The organism is Cyclobacterium sp. (assembly GCF_014762705.1).
Taxonomy (GTDB): domain Bacteria; phylum Bacteroidota; class Bacteroidia; order Cytophagales; family Cyclobacteriaceae; genus Cyclobacterium.
On record NZ_JABURL010000095.1, the window covers coordinates 77,897 to 95,133 of the forward strand.

Below are 17,237 nucleotides of genomic sequence, written 5' to 3' on the forward strand. Positions count from 1 at the left end.
AAAAGGATTCAATTTATTGTAAGCCATAAGCTATTACCGCTCCCTGATTGACACCAAACAGGACATCACCTTCCAAATTAACGATACTTCTTACATCACCTTTTACCTTCAAACCAGAATAATTCTGAGGCATGTAGCTGAAGTTTCCTTTTCCATCTCCGGTAAGCACCGTTCCAAAATTGGCATCATATTTACCAAAACGTAATCTGGCCCGTTCAATGTTCCCTCCCAAAATTAAATCTTCATGTCCGTCTGCGTTGAGGTCCATGCTTTCAATCGCAAAAACAGGCGAGGCCTGAACCTCCAAAGGTAAAGGCACCCGTTCAAATGCCTGGTCTTTTCGGTTGATAAATAGGCTTGTTTCCAGGAAGTTTGCCTTAAGATAACCCGCCCCCTCGAGTTCGTTTTTGGAAAAAATATTTTCTAATTTGGCTTCAGCAAAGCTTGCGTAATCATTGAAACGTGTTCGCATCATGGATATTTGATCCAGAAGCTCATCCCTTGTCAGGTATGGATAAGAGACTCCCTCTATATAGAAACTTAAAATGGGGTCCACTGCACCATTGTTGTCAAAGTCTTTAAAATGCATTTCAGCAGGGCTGTCTTCGCTTACTTTTACCTGACTGTTTAATCCGTGATTTCCCACTACCAAATCCGGGAGCTTGTCCCCATTTACATCTGTAATGTGGAGGGTGTTCCACCAGCCCAGATAGGATTCGTTAAAGTAATTGGAAGTATTGTTTACCAGTTTATTATTGGATAACTCAAATACGGCGATTGGCATCCATTCTCCTGTGACCACCAATTCCGCAAGCCCATTGCCATTGAGATCTGCCCAGGCTGCGTCAGTCACCAGACCCAGGGAAGCCAGGTCAGGGTTCCATGTTGCCGTTTGGTCTTCAAATTTCCCATTGCCATCATTGATCAGTAGGTAGCTTTTGGGTATTTCGGGATACTTTCCGGGAATGACTCTTCCTCCAATGAACAGGTCTGGATAACCGTCATTATTTATATCTTGCGCGGCAATGGCTCCTGTGCTGGTAAGCATTTGAGGCAGTAAATCTACCTTTCGGACAAAGTTGCCTGTGCCATCATTGAAGTACAGCCTGTCTTGTAATAGGGGGTCTTCAGGGAGAAAATCTCCATAACCTCCACTGGCTACGAACAAATCAGTATATCCATCACCGTTGAAATCTTCAAATACAGCATCTGTATCCTGGTAATCCCGGTCTTTTTCAAAATCAGCCACTGCCTTTTTGCTAAACCTTCCATCGGCTTGCTGCAGGTATAAACTTCCAGACTGTCCGGGTTCGCCGCCAATAAAAAGGTCAGACAGACCGTCACCGTTTGTATCTCCCTTAATCATCACAGGCCCAACAAACGATATGGGGTTCACCATCAAAGGCTGTCTCTTGAAGTCATTGGTATTGTTACCTGGTGATTGATGAGCAATGGGAGAGGCGATTTCGACCAATAGGGGATTGATTTCCCTTGATGGAAGGGAGTTGATTCCTGCATTTCCTTTCAAAACCTCTATTGTTTGGTTGCCTTTTATACTTTGAATCTTTTCAATTGAACCATCAGGCCAGATAATGTGAAGGGAATCAATCTGACTATTGGCCCCAAGGCCAAAATGAAGCACCGGAGAAACACTGGACTGGTACCCCCTAGCTGGCATTTGCTGCATGGATTGCATTTTGCTATCCTGGTAAAGTTTTACTTTTGTCCCAATCCCATAGGTATTACCGGGATTACCTTTGAGTTTTACTTTTAAAAAGTGGTTGTCAGAAAGGGAATCCGCATTGTTTTGATAGATAAATGCGGGCAGGTTGATATTATTAACGATGAGGTCAAGGTCACCATCGTTGTCCAGGTCTGCATAAGCCGCGCCGTTGCTATTGGCCTGCTGTTCCATCCCCCAACTTGTCATCTTTTTTTCAAAATTCAAGCCATCAATATTTTTAAATATGTAATTGGTAAGATTGGATGAGGGCATCTGGTAGACCAGATCAAGAATGTTATTTCTCCTCAGACCATTCTCGTTGTTTTTCAGGTAGTCGGCCATGTATTTCAGGAAATCTTGATTGGTATAATCCCTGAAATAACCATTTGTAACATACAAATCTTTCAAACCATCATTATCAAAATCTGCAAAAAGAGCGGCCCAGCTCCAGTCGGTATTGGAAATACCGGCCAATTGGCCAACTTCACTGAAAGTTCCATTGCCATGGTTGATGTGAAGCATGTTCCTCATGTACTGGTGATGAAAACCCACGTTCAGGTTAAACTCAAATTTTTCATAGTTATCCGGGGCCATCAGCAACTTTTGTCTTTTGTTTCCTTCGGGCAACATGTCCAGCGTGAAGATGTCGGGATAGCCATCATTGTTGATATCCGCAATATCATTACCCATAGAAAAATGAGAAGTATGCCCCATGGCCTCGGCGATCACATCTGTAAAAGTCCCATCTCCATTGTTGAGGTAAAGGTAATCCGGCACGGTATAATCGTTGCAAATGTAAATGTCCATCCAACCGTCGCCATTGATATCAGCAATACCTGCCCCCAGACCATAGGAAAGGGCAACGCGGAGAATACCGGATGCTTCCGTTATTTCCGTAAAGGTCTCTCCGTCATTCCTGAAAAGTTGCGGTCCCGCCTGATCCGTATTTTTCATGATGGCTGCTGTACTGGACTCGTCCAATACAGGGAGAGATTTTGGATTGTGGTTGAGCAGAAAAAGGTCCAGATCCCCATCATTGTCAAAATCAAAAAAGCTGGCCTGGGTACTGGTAGCTTCGCTGTCAATGCCATATTGAGCAGCCATTTCCTTAAATAGGGGAACACCCTTGTCGTTATTGCCCTGGTTGATGTAAAGTTCGTTTTTTCTTTTTTCGGGGGGAAGGCTTCCCGAATAGCAAACATACAGGTCCAACAGCCCGTCCCCATTGACATCGGCCATGCTTACCCCGGTCTTCCATGGACTGGATCGGGTGGCTACTCCGGAAATTTGGGTGATATCCTCAAATTCCATGTTTCCTTTGTTGAGATAAAGTTTGTTGGCCACCATGTTTCCGGAAAAGTAGAGATCATCCAGGCCATCCCCATTCAGATCGCCTGTGGCTACGCCTCCTCCATTATAGAAATATTCATATACCAGTATGTTGGTGTTCAATCCTTCTGTAAGAGTGTTTTCGAAGTCAATACCGGTCTTTTCCGGACTTAATAAGGTAAATTGCTTTATCTCAGGTTCTTTTTGACTTTTCTTCTGACACGATTGGCAGAAAAAGACTAAAAGGAACAAACTGATTAAAGGTACTTTGAGGCGGAGATAATTGAACATATAGATGATTGAATATTCCTGCAAATATAAGAAGAATTGACAAGCTTAGCAGCATTACCGCAGGGGAGTAGACAGCCGCTCCTTTCTAGGCCAAATCATAGAATCAGGGTTTGAACCAAAACAAAGAAGGGACTACCAGCTGGCCGTCCCTTCTTCAATTCATTAAAATGCGTCTTATCAATCAGTATATCCAGGATTCTGAATTAGATTTTCGTTTCGTTGCATTTCATCGAAACTGATCGGCATCCAATACATTTTGTCCAGCCAAAGCCTGTTTTCCTTACCAGGATCGATTTCTATCACCTCGTAGGAGTAATCATAAAGATCTGGATCGTATCGGTAAATCTGAACTTCCTCGCCTGGTTTTAAGGTGCCTACTATACTGATGCCATTTGGCTGCCTGCCCAAAGTTTCAGGAGCAATCATCCATCTCCTGGCATCATAGTACCGCTGCTCCTCATGTACCATCTCTTTTCGTTTTTCATTGATGAAGATGTTCCACAACTCTTCTCCTGATGCGGTAACGGCCGGCAAGCCAGCCCTGAATCTGATTTTGTTCAGCCAATTTCTGGCCTCCTCATAATCTCCCAGGGCAATATTGGCTTCAACATAGTTGAAAACAACCTCTGTGTATCGCAAATGCGGCCAGGGAATTTCCTGCCACGTGTTCTGGTCTACAAAATTAGGATCAGGCTCAATGAATTTACGCAGGTAATAACCTGTATAACTGCCATTCCAGTCTTCAATAGGGCTGTTTCTGGTATCCAGTCCAAAATGGGTAACTTTTTGTCCTTGTGCATTCACAACTTCATAAGTTCCGGTCTGGATTTGTCCTCTTGGATCTCTTGCCTGATTTGCTGAGGATCGGGGTTTCCATTGCGCACCTTCAAAGAGGAAAGTAGCATAGAATCTGGGTTCCCGGCCCTCATAGGGAGCACTGGCATGATCTTCATTGTCCCAGTCAAAATCTGATCCATCCATCATTTGGTAGTCATCGATCAATAATTGAACCGGGGTATTACCAGCCCAGTTGTTGTATCCGTTAGGACCATTGTGTAGTCCGTGACGGCCACCTGTTTCAGGCTTTTGAGAAAGGAAATACCTGCCAAAGATCATTTCATTTTCCCCACCATTTCTGGAAAGGGAATTGTTGATGTAAGTTTGAACAGCTTCTTCTTGAGGCAATGGCTCGGTAAGATCAAGCATGTTGCCGCCTGTTTTGTCCAATACAGCTTTGGCAGCTGCTTCTGCCCGCTGATAGCGGTCAGCCTGGCTTCCTGAAGTATACCCGATCAATTCTTTGTTTTGATAACCTGAGATTACATCGGAATTTGCTGATGCAGTAGGCATATCGTGAAGATCAGATGCCGCATAGATCAACACCCTTGATTTTAAAGCCAGAGCAGCGATTTCATTGGCCCGACCACGGGTAAGGCTAAGGCCTTCCAGCAATTGTGCGGAACGGTCCAAATCTTCAATGATAAAATCTACCACCTCTTCAAAGGAGTTTCTGGGAAGCGCGTAGGTTTCTTCTCCCAGTTCAAATACACGGTCAGCCAAAGGCACAGCGCCAAAGTTTCTCAGTAACTGGTGGTGATAATAGGCTCTCATGAACAAGGCTTCGCCCAATAACCTGTCTACAATGCCGCCATCATTGGGGAATTGAGGATCACTCAGGTTGCTGATGGCGATATTGGTAGCCCTAAGGCTATTGTACATATTCGGCCAATTCCGTGTGCCATCAAGCCATCCCGGGTTTTGTGGGTTAGACCTTGCCTCAGTTACTGTGGTAATATTTCTGCCCGGATGGGTAAAGATGGCTTCGTCAGTCAAAGAGGCCAATGCCTGTTCGCTGAACCCTCCTTGCCCCAAACCGGAATAAAGGTCTGTGACAAAAGCTTCCGCAAGTCCTGCATCTGCCCAAACGGCAGATTCAGATACTTCTCCAAGAGGTTGGGTATTCAAGAACTCATCATTACAGGAAAAATGTAACAAAGAGATCGCCAGGCCCAACCCTAGATATTTTATATTTTTCATCATATTCAATGTTTTTTGGATTTAGAATGTTACGGACAAACCAGCATTGATGACTCTCGCCTGCGGATAATATTGTCCGGTAGCGTTGTCAGATTCAGGATCGTAGACCTTCAACTTGTCCCAGGTCAAAAGGTTCAGCCCATTGGCATAAAACCTCAGGTTGCTGATGCCAAATCTTTCTCCAAACTGTTGGGGAACGGTATAACCAATCTCCAGGTTTTTCAGACGGATATAATCAGAACTCCTGTACCAGAAATCATTTCCACTAGAATAATACTGATCGCTTCTGTTGGCTATTCTGGGATATTCAGTGCTTTCATTGTCAATTGTCCAGCGGTTTTCATAGAATTCCAACAGGTAATTACCAATGTTTCCGGATTCACCCAAACTTACCAAAGCAATGGCGCCGGCAGCACCCTGGAACAATACAGACATATCCCAGTTTCTGAAAGATGCATTCATATTGACACCTCCCTGAAATCTTGGTATATTATTTCTATCCAATCGTACCCTATCCAAAGGTGTAATGGCACCATCGCCGTCATAGTCCTTGAATTTCATATCGCCCGGACGGAGTTGGTTGGTAATGTCTGTGTAATCCAATTCCTCTGCATCGATGGCCGCCTGATTGGGGAAAACACCATCGTAAAGGTATACAGGGTTAGGTGTATTCATAGGCTTGCCGGTAGCCAACTGCCAGTCTGGTGCTCCCGGAGGCTCATCCCAGAATAGGATTTTGTTTTTGGCATAGCCACCATTGGCACTGATGCTATAGGAAAGGTCTCCCTTTTGCCCCCTGTAGCCGATATTAAAATCAACTCCCTGGTTTTCCACTTCTCCAATATTTTCTGCTGGCAGCAAATTGGCCAAGCCACTGGATTGGGGAACAGAAGCATTTTTTCTCCAAAGGATGTTGGTCCTCAGGTTGTAGAAATAATCCAGTTCGAAAAATATCTGTCCTTGCAGCAATTGGCCTTCTATACCAATATTGGTGTTGTTGGCCACCTCCCAGGTGATTCCTGTATTAGGTACACGGGTTTCAAACAAGGTTTTGGCTTCTGTACCTTCCAGGATATGGCTTCTGAATCCATATGTGGACAAAAACTGGTATTCTTGTAATTCATTGTCATAGAAAATCTGGTCATTACCCATTTGTCCCCAGGAACCCCTGATTTTGAAAAAATCCAAAGCAGGTATGTTGTTTTTCCAGAAATCCTCCTCAGAAACTACCCATCCGGCCATTACACCTGGGAAGAAACCGAATCTGGTGGCTTCAGGAAAAATATAAGACCCATCATATCTCCAAAGGAATTCGAAAAGGTATTTTTCCTGGAAGTTATAAGCCACCCTACCAAAATAGTTTAGACGGGCTCTCTCAAAAGCTCCACCTCCATTGTCTTTTTCGGCATCACCACCGGCAAACATCTGGTCGATAGCAGGAGAGATAAAGAATCTTCTGTAAGCAAAGAAATCATCCCCTTCTACTGTTTCCTGGTTTACCCCAGCCAATGCGGTAAACTGATGCTCACCGAATTGCTTTTCATAGGTAAACACACCTCCCAATAGGATGTTTAACTGGTTGATGTTGGTTTGTCTGAGTCTTGGTTCTGCCGGACCTCTTAAACTGGGTACCAATACGGGTGTGACCCCGTCAGCTTCAAAACCACTGCCTCTTTGGTAAAGGGTCCATGGGGTTTCCCACCTTTTCTGGAACCTGCTCAGGTTATCAACGGCTGCAGTTCCCTGGAATTTTAATCCTTCTACTCCGGGGATTTTGACATTTAAGGCACCATTGGTTTGGAAATAATTTCTGGTGTCTCGGTCATAGCCGGTAGCATTGGTAGTAATTACGACGGGGTTTTCTCCGTTCTCAATGTCCGGTCCTGGTCTGCCATCAGGCCAGAATGCAGGCTCATGGGGTTTGCCCCTCATTTGCATCCTGAAGATGGCTCCTGCTCCCCTTGTCGGGAAAAAGCGGTACTCTTGCCGGGCCAACACACCCAACTGCAGGTCTACATATTCATTAATTTTTGCATCCAGATTGATCCGCATATCATATTGCTTGTAACCTGTCGCGGAATTTTTATAATAAGCATCCTGGTTTTGGTAGCCTAAAGAAGCCATGTATTGCACATTCTCGGATCCTCCATTCAACTGAAGATTATGCCTTACCTGAGGCGACCATGTTTTTAGCGTTTCCCCGTACCAATCTGTATTGGGGTAGTTCCAGGGATCCGTACCCGCTCTGTGCAAGGCAAGGGCTTCCGGACTAAAAGGGGCAGTTCTTTCCTGGCCGTCAGGAGTGGTGTAGGTGCCTGTAGCCCTATAAGCATCCGTCGCAGCTCTCCATTCCCCAACAGGAAGTTCATACACACTGAGATCATTCAGCATTTCTCCATACTGAGCGGCATCCGCCAACTCCGGAATAACGGTAGGTTGGGCGAAACCCTGGTTGAACTGGTAGGTCAATTCGGGCTTTCCTTCTTTACCTCTTTTGGTGGTCACCAGGATTACTCCATTGGCGGCCCTGGCTCCATAAATGGCGGCAGATGCATCCTTCAATACGGAGATGGTTTCAATGTCATTTGGGTTAAGCCGATCTATTCCACCAGCCCTTGCAGGGATACCATCAATTACAATGAGTGCATCATTGTTACCCAGGGTGTTTGAGCCCCGGATTCGAATGCCTGCACCATCATAGCCAGGCTCACCGCTCCTGTTTACCGCGATGACACCAGACATCCTTCCGGCAATGGAATTGGTCAGGTTCATGGCAGGAGATTTAACCAGGTCTCCTCCTTTTACAGTGGCTACGGAGCCGGTAATGGTTTCCTTTTTCTGTTCACCATAGCCTACTACAATTACCTCACTCAAGGCTTGCATGTCGGGGGCTAAAGTAATGTCAATATTACTTTGGTTGCCTACCACAACTTCCTGCTTGACAAAGCCTACAAAAGAATAGACCAAAGTCTCATCCCCTGATTGAAGGGTAATCCGATAGTTACCGTCAATATCGGTAACGGCACCACGTGTGGTGCCCTTTACCAATACGGAAACACCCGGTAGTGGCAAATCGTCCTCAGCGGAAATGACTGTTCCCGTCACATCCCTGGACTGCGCATGTAATGTCAGGCTGCTTGCCAAAAGCAAGGCCAATCCCAACAAAAACAATTTTGTTTTGGGTAAATAGTTTTGCATTCTTTTCATGAATTAGGTTAATACTCATTTATGTTATTGTTAAAATAACACTTTAAATTTGAAGGTAATTTTTATCATATGCAATAGGGTCTTAAAAAGTGTTAAAATTGTCTGGAATTCTTTTATTAAAAAATAAATCTTTTACCAATAAAATTACAAAATTAAACCATAAAAACTGAATAATCGGCAATTAAGGGGAGGCTTCTTTAACAGATGCTTAAGCCAAGAATTCTTGGGTATTTTATAAAAAAATTCATCGTTCCCGAAATATCACCTCAAATCGTGTTGAATTATTTCAATTCCAGGAAAATAATGCACCCTCTGACCATGAGCAATATAAAAAGACATAACTCTTCTTCGGGAGCACAAAACCCATTATTCCCAAAGTGTCGTGGTAACACTAATTATCATCACGATGAGTTATAATAAGTTTAGTTTAAAAAATAAGCATATTATAATTCAAGAGAATTACTTACTTTTGGAAAGTAAGGTTTAATACAGAAAAGAATGGCCAGCTTTTAGCTGTCTGTTCTTTGTTTTTTAAAAGGTGTTTTCTTTTCAAATCCTCTTTTTAGACCTTCATGATTTCAGCTTCTTTCTTATCAAATAATTCATCGATTTTACCGGAATAGTTATCTGTATACTTTTGCACGGTGTCTTCTGCTCTTTTTACTTCATCTTCCGAAGCCCCTTCTTTTTGAAGTTTCTTTAATGCATCATTGGTGTCTTTTCTGACTGTTCTAATGCTGATCTTTCCGTTTTCGCATTCATTTTTGACCTGCTTGACCAGGTTTTTCCTTCGCTCTTCAGTTAATGGCGGAATGGTAAGCATCACCATTTCTCCGTTATTCTGTGGGTTTAAGCCCAGATCTGAATTGATGATGGCTTTTTCTATTTCCGGGATCAGGTTTTTTTCCCAGGGTTTAATGGCAAGGGTTCTTGCATCGGGAGTGGTAATAGAGGCTACTTGTTGGATCGGTGTGGGGTTGCCATAGTAGGTCACCATAACACCATCCAAAAAATTGGGCATGGCCTTACCCGCCCTTATCTTCACCAGTTCTGCCGAAGTATGCTGCACGGCCTTTTCCATTAATGATTTTGCTTCCTCTAAATACAATTGGATCTCTTCCATGGGATTTTATTGTTTTGACGTAATCAATGTTCCTATTTCATTGCCTTGAACCAAATCTAACAGATTGTCCGTTTTGTTCATGTCGAAGACGATAATTGGAAGGTTGTTTTCCTGACAAAGGGTAAAGGCAGTCATGTCCATGACGTTCAGGTTTTTCTCATAAACCTCCTGGAATGTGATGCTGGTATAGCGGGTAGCGCTTTTGTCTTTTTCAGGATCTGCGGTGTAAACCCCGTCTACCCGGGTGCCTTTCAAGACCACTTCTGCCTCAATTTCTATCGCTCTTAGACTGGCTGTGGAGTCTGTAGTAAAGTAAGGATTCCCGATTCCAGCTCCGAAAATCACGATTCTGCCTTTCTCTAAATGCCTGATCGCCCTTCTGCGTATAAAAGGTTCACATACGCTTTCTACTTTGATGCCAGACATAAGCCGGGTAAACATACCATTTTGTTCCAGTGAGCTTTGCAGCGCCATCGCATTGATCAAGGTAGCGAGCATGCCCATATAATCTCCTTGGACGCGGTCTATTCCTACATTTCCAGCCTGTACGCCCCTGAAAATATTTCCACCTCCTATTACTATGGCAATTTCAACTCCCAAATCATGCACGTTTTTGATTTCAGTAGCATATTCCTGAAGTTTTTTCGAGTCAATACCATAACTGTTCTCACCCATTAAGGCTTCCCCGCTTAGTTTTAGGAGAATTCGTTTATATTTCATGTGTTTATATTTTTTTTTTAATAGGCCACCCCGATTAGTCGGGGCAGGCTATGGAATCTTTGACGATTAAAATAATCATTGCCCTGTGTGTTTAATGATGATTTTAATCGTGTCGATTTCATTTGGGTTTTTTTCAGTTGACGAATGAAAAGGCTTTATCAATAAATTAGCTGTAATAAAATTTAAAAGCCCGACAAATATAAATCCTTGTTTTAAGAATACTAAATCTTATGCTTAAAATTGAAGCAATACCTGATTTTTTTCTACCCCTTCTCCCTCTTTGACATCTATGGAATTTATGGTTCCAGAGGCAGGGGATTTTATGGTATTTTCCATTTTCATTGCTTCTAAAACCATCAGAACATCATTTTTTTCAACCCGGTCCCCTGCTTTTACTTTTATTTCCAGCACCATTCCCGGCATTGGGGCACTAACCGATGAAATTTTTAATGCTGTATTTTCCTGCATGCCTAATTTTTCCAGTAATTGGGCCTTGGCATTTTTCCGGGATGCCCAACAGGCTATTCCGTTCAGGGATAAATGATATTCGTCCTGAACAGTTTTATCTAAAAGAATCAAGTGATGCATGCGGTGATTATACTCGATCAAAAACTCATTTTCCCCTTTTTGATGCACGATTGCCTTTATCTTTTTTTCTCCAATCTGGTAGTGTTCACCCACCCTTTTAATAGTAAAAGATTGATCGTTTAGTTTTATTAGGGTCATTTTCTTAATTTTAAGCGCTTACCAATGACTTGAAAGCAATAGTATGAGAATTCTTGCCCGGTCAAGGTAATAAATATTGCAGTTATTTACTTTTTTTGTTTACCGAAAATAAATTATATCCATGCGTTACAAGGGAAATCAAGCTTTCGTAGGCTTGCTGTTAATTTTTATTGTCTCAATGTCATGTAAACCAACTGCCAAAGTTGCAGTTGAAACCCAGGTGGAGACAAGCATTCCGGCAGACAAGGCCAATTTGCAAAAGGAGAATGAAAAAGAGCTCCAGATCAGGCAAAAAGAAAGCAAAATCAAAAATTATAAAGGAAGCAACACCAGAAATTTCGACTTGCTGCACACCAGGCTCTTTTTATCATTTGACTATGATCTCAAAACAGTCAAAGGAGAAGCTGAATTAAGTCTTAAACCCTATTTTTATGAAAAGGAGACCCTGGTATTGGATGCGAAAGAATTTGACATTCATGAAGTATACCTAATGCGGCAAGGCAACAGGCAGGATCTGAACTATGCTTACAATAACAAACAAATTGAAATTGACCTACCTCAAAAAACAGGAGAGGAAGATACGCTTGCGCTGCATATTGCTTACACTGCTTTTCCGGAAAGGGGCAATAATATTGGAACTGCAGCCATTTCGGATACCAAAGGATTGTATTTTATCAACCCGGACTCGAGCGAGTCAGGCAAACCTGTTCAGATCTGGACCCAGGGTGAAACGGAGTACACTTCTAAGTGGTACCCCACCATTGATAGTCCTAATGAGCGGCAAACCCATGATTTTTACCTCCGGGTTCCAGACAAATACATCAGCATCAGCAATGGTCTGCTTGTGGAGAGTAAATCCCATAAGGATGGAACAAGGACTGATCATTGGCAAATGAATCAAGCACATGCACCCTATTTATCGGCAATTGTGGTGGGGGATTTTGCTACCATTGAAGATGAAAGTGATTCAGGTATCCCACTTCGGTATTTCGTAGAACCCAAATATGAAGCTGGTGCCAGGAAGGTATTTGAACATACACCGGAAATGGTGACCTTTTTCTCCGATTTACTGCAAGTCCCTTTTCCCTGGCAAAAATACGATCAGGTAGTGGTCAGGGACTTTGTCTCCGGAGCCATGGAAAACACCACCCTGTCCATATTCATGGAAGCCCTGAATCTTAATGAACGCGAAGCCCTGGATAGTGAATGGGACTATATCATCGCCCATGAACTGTTTCATCAATGGTTTGGAAATTACGTGACCACCGAATCCTGGGCCAATTTAACCTTGAATGAAGCATTTGCCGACTATTCGGAATACCTGTGGTTTGAATACAAGGAAGGCAGGGATCAGGCAGACATGCATCATTTTAATGCCATGGAAGAATACCTGGATGAGGCAGAGGAGAAACAGGAAGATCTGATCAGGTATTATTACGCTCACAGCGACGAAATGTTTGACAGCCATACTTATGCCAAAGGAGGAAGAGTGCTTCATATGTTGAGAAATTTTCTTGGTGACAGGGCTTTTTTCCAAGGGCTAAAACGATACCTACAAGACAATGCATCTCAGGCGGTTGAAATTCATCACCTCCGGCTGGCTATGGAAAAAGTCTCGGGAATGGATTTGAACTGGTTTTTTAACCAATGGTTTCTTTCTTCCGGGCACCCTGAATTATCCATCGATTGGGACTATTCAGATCCAGACAATATCATTCTTAAAATCAAACAGCTACAGGATCTAGGGGACACGCCACTTTTCAAAATTCCTTTTTCGGTACATATTTATAAGCAGGGGCAGACAACAGAAAAGGGATTTATATTGGATCAGGCCTATCAGGAGTTTGAATTGAATAACGGGCCGGGTACGGAGCTTGTCCTATTTGATGAATACCATACAATTCTGGCGGAAAAGAAGACGGTCAGGGGGCCTGAGGTTTTGGGAAAGCAGTTCTATTATGCACATTCCGGGCTGGCAAGAGTTGAAGCATTGGACAGCCTTACCAGTACAGCCATCCTGCCGGAAGGCTTGGATGAAATGATAGGCAAGGCCCTGGATGATCCTTTTTGGGTGGTTAGGGAGCTGGCCCTGCAACGGTTGTCGGGAATAACAACCGAGCAGATGGAGCTTTATCAAATTGAGACTAAAGTACTTCAAATGGCAGAGTTTGATTCCAGTAATACCGTAAAGGCAGCTGCCATCGAGGTTTTGGCAGGAATAAATCCGGTTAAATATGAACCACTGATATACCGTATGATCAACGATCCTTCCTATCAGGTATCTGGTAGCGCCCTCATGATATTCATGGATATGGAAGGTAATTTATCCAAAAAGAAAGAAGTATTCGAACGGCTGGAATCGGAAGAAAACATTCGTATTCTCGCTCCTCTGGCAGATTACCTTACCCAATCCGGGCAATCTGAACATATGGACTGGATGCATGAAAAATTAGCTGTTTTAGAGGGTGAGTCCTTGTATTATTTCATTGGTTATTACGGAGATTACTTTGCCAGCGTGGAATCGGTGCCTGTAGAAAAAGCCGTCTCCAATTTAGGTAAATTAGGAGGGGAACATGCGCTTCCTTATGTCAGGTTAGCGGCATTTCAGTCTCTCTTTGGTTTTATTGATGATGAGGGCGTGTTGGATTTGGCCAAAGCGCTGCTGTTGTCTGAAAAAGATGAAATGGTTAGGCAGTACCAGAAATACTACCTGGAGCCCTATCTTGAGGAGGAGTAAAATACTGAGCATGAATGGCATAATTTTGATTTATGAAAAAACAGCAGAATTTTTTTTATAATATTTTGAATGTTTGGTAAAAGGGTATAATTTTGCCATCCGTTAAGACAGCAAAGAAATTAAAACGTCAGACATTGTTGTAATATTTGGGGGAATACCAAAGCGGCCAACTGGGACGGACTGTAAATCCGTTGACTTATGTCTTCACAGGTTCGAATCCTGTTTCCCCCACTGAATCAATTGAATTAAGGATTATTTTAATTGCTTAATAATAATCTGAATGTTCCGGTACTATTTATATTGTTTTCTTATAAAATCCGGCTAATTTTGGATTCTTGAAATAAAATTATGAATTTGAAAATTGGTTTTTACCAGTTTTCGAAAGAAATAAACAAGCGGGAGTAGCTCAGTTGGTAGAGCGGCAGCCTTCCAAGCTGCAGGTCGCGGGTTCGAGCCTCGTCTCCCGCTCTATGCTTTTATAGGGCATAAACTGAATGTAAAAAGCCGACGTAGCTCAGGGGTAGAGTGCTTCCTTGGTAAGGAAGAGGTCACGGGTTCAAATCCCGTCGTTGGCTCTGAACATTTCAAATATTTACTGAAATTTAATCTTTAACTAAACAGAGGATTTTCACGCATGGCAAAAGCAACCTTTGACCGTTCCAAACCGCACGTTAACATAGGTACGATTGGTCACGTCGATCATGGTAAGACTACTTTGACTGCTGCCATTACCACTGTACTGGCCAGAAAGGGTCTTTCTGAATTAAGAGACTTTGCTTCCATTGACAACGCACCGGAAGAAAAGGAAAGAGGTATCACGATCAATACCTCACACGTAGAGTATCAAACGGAGTCAAGGCACTATGCCCACGTTGACTGTCCAGGTCACGCTGACTACGTAAAAAACATGGTTACTGGTGCTGCTCAGATGGACGGTGCAATTCTTGTAGTTGCGGCCACTGATGGTCCAATGCCACAAACCAGAGAGCACATTCTTCTTGCGCGTCAGGTAGGTGTACCGGCTTTGGTAGTATTCATGAACAAAGTAGATTTGGTGGACGACCCCGAATTACTTGAGTTGGTGGAAATGGAAGTAAGAGAATTACTTTCTTTCTATGAATTTGACGGAGACAACATTCCTGTTATTGCAGGCTCGGCTCTTGGCGCACTTAACGGTGAAGCCAAATGGGAAGACACTGTGATGGAATTGATGAAAGCCGTTGATGACCATATTCCGCTTCCTGAAAGAGCAATTGACAAAGACTTCCTAATGCCTGTAGAGGATGTATTCTCTATTACTGGTAGGGGAACAGTAGCTACCGGAAGGATTGAAAGAGGTGTAGTCAATTCAGGTGAAGCTGTTGACATCATCGGAATGGGAGCAGAAGGCTTGAAGTCTACTGTTACCGGAGTAGAGATGTTCCGTAAGATATTGGACAGAGGCGAAGCAGGCGACAACGTTGGTTTGTTGCTGAGAGGTATTGAAAAGAGCCAGATCAAAAGAGGTATGATTATCTGTAAGCCTGGTTCAGTTACTCCTCACGCTCATTTTAAAGCAGAGGTATACGTACTTTCAAAAGAAGAGGGTGGTAGACATACTCCGTTCTTTAACAAATACCGTCCTCAGTTTTACTTAAGGACAACAGATGTTACCGGAGAGATCAAACTTCCGGAAAATGTAGAAATGGTAATGCCAGGTGATAACATCACCATTGAGGTGAGCCTGATCAACCCGGTAGCCCTTGAAAAAGGTTTACGATTTGCCATCAGAGAAGGTGGTAGAACAGTAGGTGCCGGACAGGTTACTGAAATACTGGATTAAAATTGATTTAAGTATCAAATTAAGGAATGCGATCCTGAAATTATTCGGGATCGCATTTGTTTCTTTGGCCTCAATTCACTAATTTTGCGTTCCTTATTTGAGGGGCGGAAAAAAACGGGCGTAGTTCAATGGCAGAATAGCGGTCTCCAAAACCGTTGATGGGAGTTCGAATCTCTCCGCCCGTGCAAATTAAGGAAGAAAAATCATGGGAGAAGTAAATGCGCAAAGACTTCTCCGGTCATGTTTTGAATGAGAACGGCTCCCTTGAGGAGTGTTTGTTCTTGATAAACTAATTTTACAAGGATGAATGTTAAGAATTTTGTAATTGAGTCCATAGATGAGATGAAAAACAAGGTCACCTGGCCTAAGTATGCATCTCTTCAGAACAGTGCCGTTCTGGTACTGGTGGCTTCATTGATTTTCGCTTTGGTCATCGGATTGATCGATCTGACCTTCGAAAATATCATGACATGGTTTTATGATTTATTCTAAAGAATATTAAAAAACGGGATGGCAGATCACAAATGGTACGTGCTCAGGGTAGTGGCAGGTCAGGAAAAAAAAGCAAAGACTTATTTAGACAATGAAATTGCCCGTCAGGATCTCCTGGAATTTATTCCCGAGGTTTTGATACCTTCTGAGAAAGTATACGAGATGCGAAATGGTAAAAAGCGGGTGAGGGAAAGGAATTTTTTTCCCGGATACGTTTTAATCCACGCAGATCTCAGTCATGGTGAAGCCAATCACGTGATTACAAGCATACCGGGAGTAATCGGTTTTTTAGGGTCAAACCAAGGGGGGGCTTCCAAAACCCCCGAGCCATTACGTCAATCGGAAATCAACAGGATTTTAGGTCGTGTTGAGGAGATTGATGAGTTTGCGGAAAAACTGGATACCCCATATATAGTTGGAGAGAGCGTTAAAGTAATGGACGGTCCTTTCAGTGGGTTCTCGGGTGTGATTGAGGAAGTGTTTGAAGACAAGAAGAAGCTTAATGTTATGGTTAAGATATTCGGTCGGAACACTCCTGTTGAGTTAAACTTTATACAAGTAGAAAAACTAGATTAGGAAATGGCTAAAGAAATCTCTGGTTATCTGAAACTACAGGTGAAGGGTGGCCAGGCTAACCCATCTCCTCCGGTTGGTCCGGCCCTTGGTTCAAAAGGGTTGAACATCATGGAGTTCTGTAAGCAATTTAATGCCAGGACTCAGGAAAAAATGGGCCAGGTTCTTCCTGTTCTTGTAACGATTTATTCGGACAAGTCCTTTGATTTTGTCGTAAAAACGCCTCCTGCAGCGGTAATGTTGCTGGAAGCTGCAAAGTTAAAGAGTGGTTCAGCTGAACCGAACAGGAAAAAAGTTGGTGCTGTATCCTGGGATCAGGTTAAAGAAATTGCAGAGGTAAAAATGCCTGATTTAAATGCTTTTGAAATGGCTTCAGCCATGAGAATGGTCGCGGGTACTGCCAGAAGCATGGGCATCACAGTTTCAGGAAAAGCTCCTTGGGAGGAATAACAAGCAA

Annotated in this window: 11 protein-coding genes and 4 tRNA genes; 9 read left to right on the plus strand and 6 right to left on the minus strand. The window is 43.0% G+C overall.

All coding sequences use genetic code 11. The features are described 5' to 3' along the window. Nucleotides 1-13: 13 nt before the first annotated feature. The 6 genes from HUJ21_RS18535 to HUJ21_RS18560 all read right to left on the minus strand — a co-directional run bounded on the left by HUJ21_RS18535 (nt 14) and on the right by HUJ21_RS18560 (nt 11,156). On the minus strand, nt 14-3,343 hold the full coding sequence (locus HUJ21_RS18535; RefSeq protein ID WP_291372053.1) for a VCBS repeat-containing protein: 3,330 nt from the start codon (nt 3,341-3,343) through the stop codon (nt 14-16). A 177-nt stretch (nt 3,344-3,520) separates the two neighbouring features. After that, a complete protein-coding gene (locus HUJ21_RS18540; protein ID WP_291372054.1) occupies nt 3,521-5,383 on the minus strand; it encodes a RagB/SusD family nutrient uptake outer membrane protein in 1,863 nt (620 codons plus the stop codon). 18 nt (nt 5,384-5,401) lie between these two features. After that, nucleotides 5,402-8,578 (minus strand): TonB-dependent receptor, encoded by a 3,177-nt coding sequence (locus HUJ21_RS18545; protein ID WP_291372114.1) that lies wholly within the window; start codon nt 8,576-8,578, stop codon nt 5,402-5,404. 571 nt (nt 8,579-9,149) lie between these two features. Further along, on the minus strand, nt 9,150-9,710 hold the full coding sequence (frr, locus tag HUJ21_RS18550) for a ribosome recycling factor (protein ID WP_291372055.1): 561 nt from the start codon (nt 9,708-9,710) through the stop codon (nt 9,150-9,152). Between the two features lie 6 nt (nt 9,711-9,716). Continuing rightward, complete coding sequence (pyrH, locus tag HUJ21_RS18555; RefSeq protein WP_166147456.1) at nt 9,717-10,430, minus strand: UMP kinase; 714 nt, start codon at nt 10,428-10,430, stop codon at nt 9,717-9,719. Nucleotides 10,431-10,664: 234 nt separating this feature from the next. Continuing rightward, entirely contained in the window at nt 10,665-11,156 is a 492-nt protein-coding gene (locus tag HUJ21_RS18560) for an acetyl-CoA carboxylase biotin carboxyl carrier protein subunit (RefSeq protein ID WP_291372056.1), read from the minus strand. A gap of 178 nt (nt 11,157-11,334) precedes the next feature. On the opposite strand from HUJ21_RS18560, the gene HUJ21_RS18565 reads away from it, so the two are divergent. The 9 genes from HUJ21_RS18565 (at nt 11,335) to rplK (ending at nt 17,230) form a co-directional block, all read left to right on the plus strand. Beyond that, a complete protein-coding gene (locus tag HUJ21_RS18565) occupies nt 11,335-13,893 on the plus strand; it encodes a M1 family metallopeptidase (RefSeq protein ID WP_291372057.1) in 2,559 nt (852 codons plus the stop codon). A gap of 148 nt (nt 13,894-14,041) precedes the next feature. Continuing rightward, a tRNA-Tyr gene (locus HUJ21_RS18570) sits at nt 14,042-14,124 on the plus strand. A 164-nt stretch (nt 14,125-14,288) separates the two neighbouring features. Beyond that, nucleotides 14,289-14,361: transfer RNA gene (locus HUJ21_RS18575), tRNA-Gly, on the plus strand. Between the two features lie 35 nt (nt 14,362-14,396). Beyond that, nucleotides 14,397-14,468, plus strand: a tRNA-Thr gene (locus tag HUJ21_RS18580). 59 nt (nt 14,469-14,527) lie between these two features. Next, a complete protein-coding gene (tuf, locus tag HUJ21_RS18585) occupies nt 14,528-15,715 on the plus strand; it encodes an elongation factor Tu (RefSeq protein ID WP_166147462.1) in 1,188 nt (395 codons plus the stop codon). 114 nt (nt 15,716-15,829) lie between these two features. Then, a tRNA-Trp gene (locus tag HUJ21_RS18590) sits at nt 15,830-15,900 on the plus strand. A gap of 118 nt (nt 15,901-16,018) precedes the next feature. Next, a complete protein-coding gene (gene secE / locus HUJ21_RS18595) occupies nt 16,019-16,207 on the plus strand; it encodes a preprotein translocase subunit SecE (RefSeq protein ID WP_163380346.1) in 189 nt (62 codons plus the stop codon). A gap of 18 nt (nt 16,208-16,225) precedes the next feature. Then, nucleotides 16,226-16,783 carry a transcription termination/antitermination protein NusG gene (nusG, locus tag HUJ21_RS18600; RefSeq protein WP_166147463.1) on the plus strand — a complete coding sequence of 186 codons (558 nt, stop codon included), beginning with the start codon at nt 16,226-16,228 and terminating at the stop codon, nt 16,781-16,783. Between the two features lie 3 nt (nt 16,784-16,786). Then, nucleotides 16,787-17,230 carry a 50S ribosomal protein L11 gene (gene rplK / locus HUJ21_RS18605; RefSeq protein ID WP_166147465.1) on the plus strand — a complete coding sequence of 148 codons (444 nt, stop codon included), beginning with the start codon at nt 16,787-16,789 and terminating at the stop codon, nt 17,228-17,230. Nucleotides 17,231-17,237 lie beyond the last annotated feature (7 nt).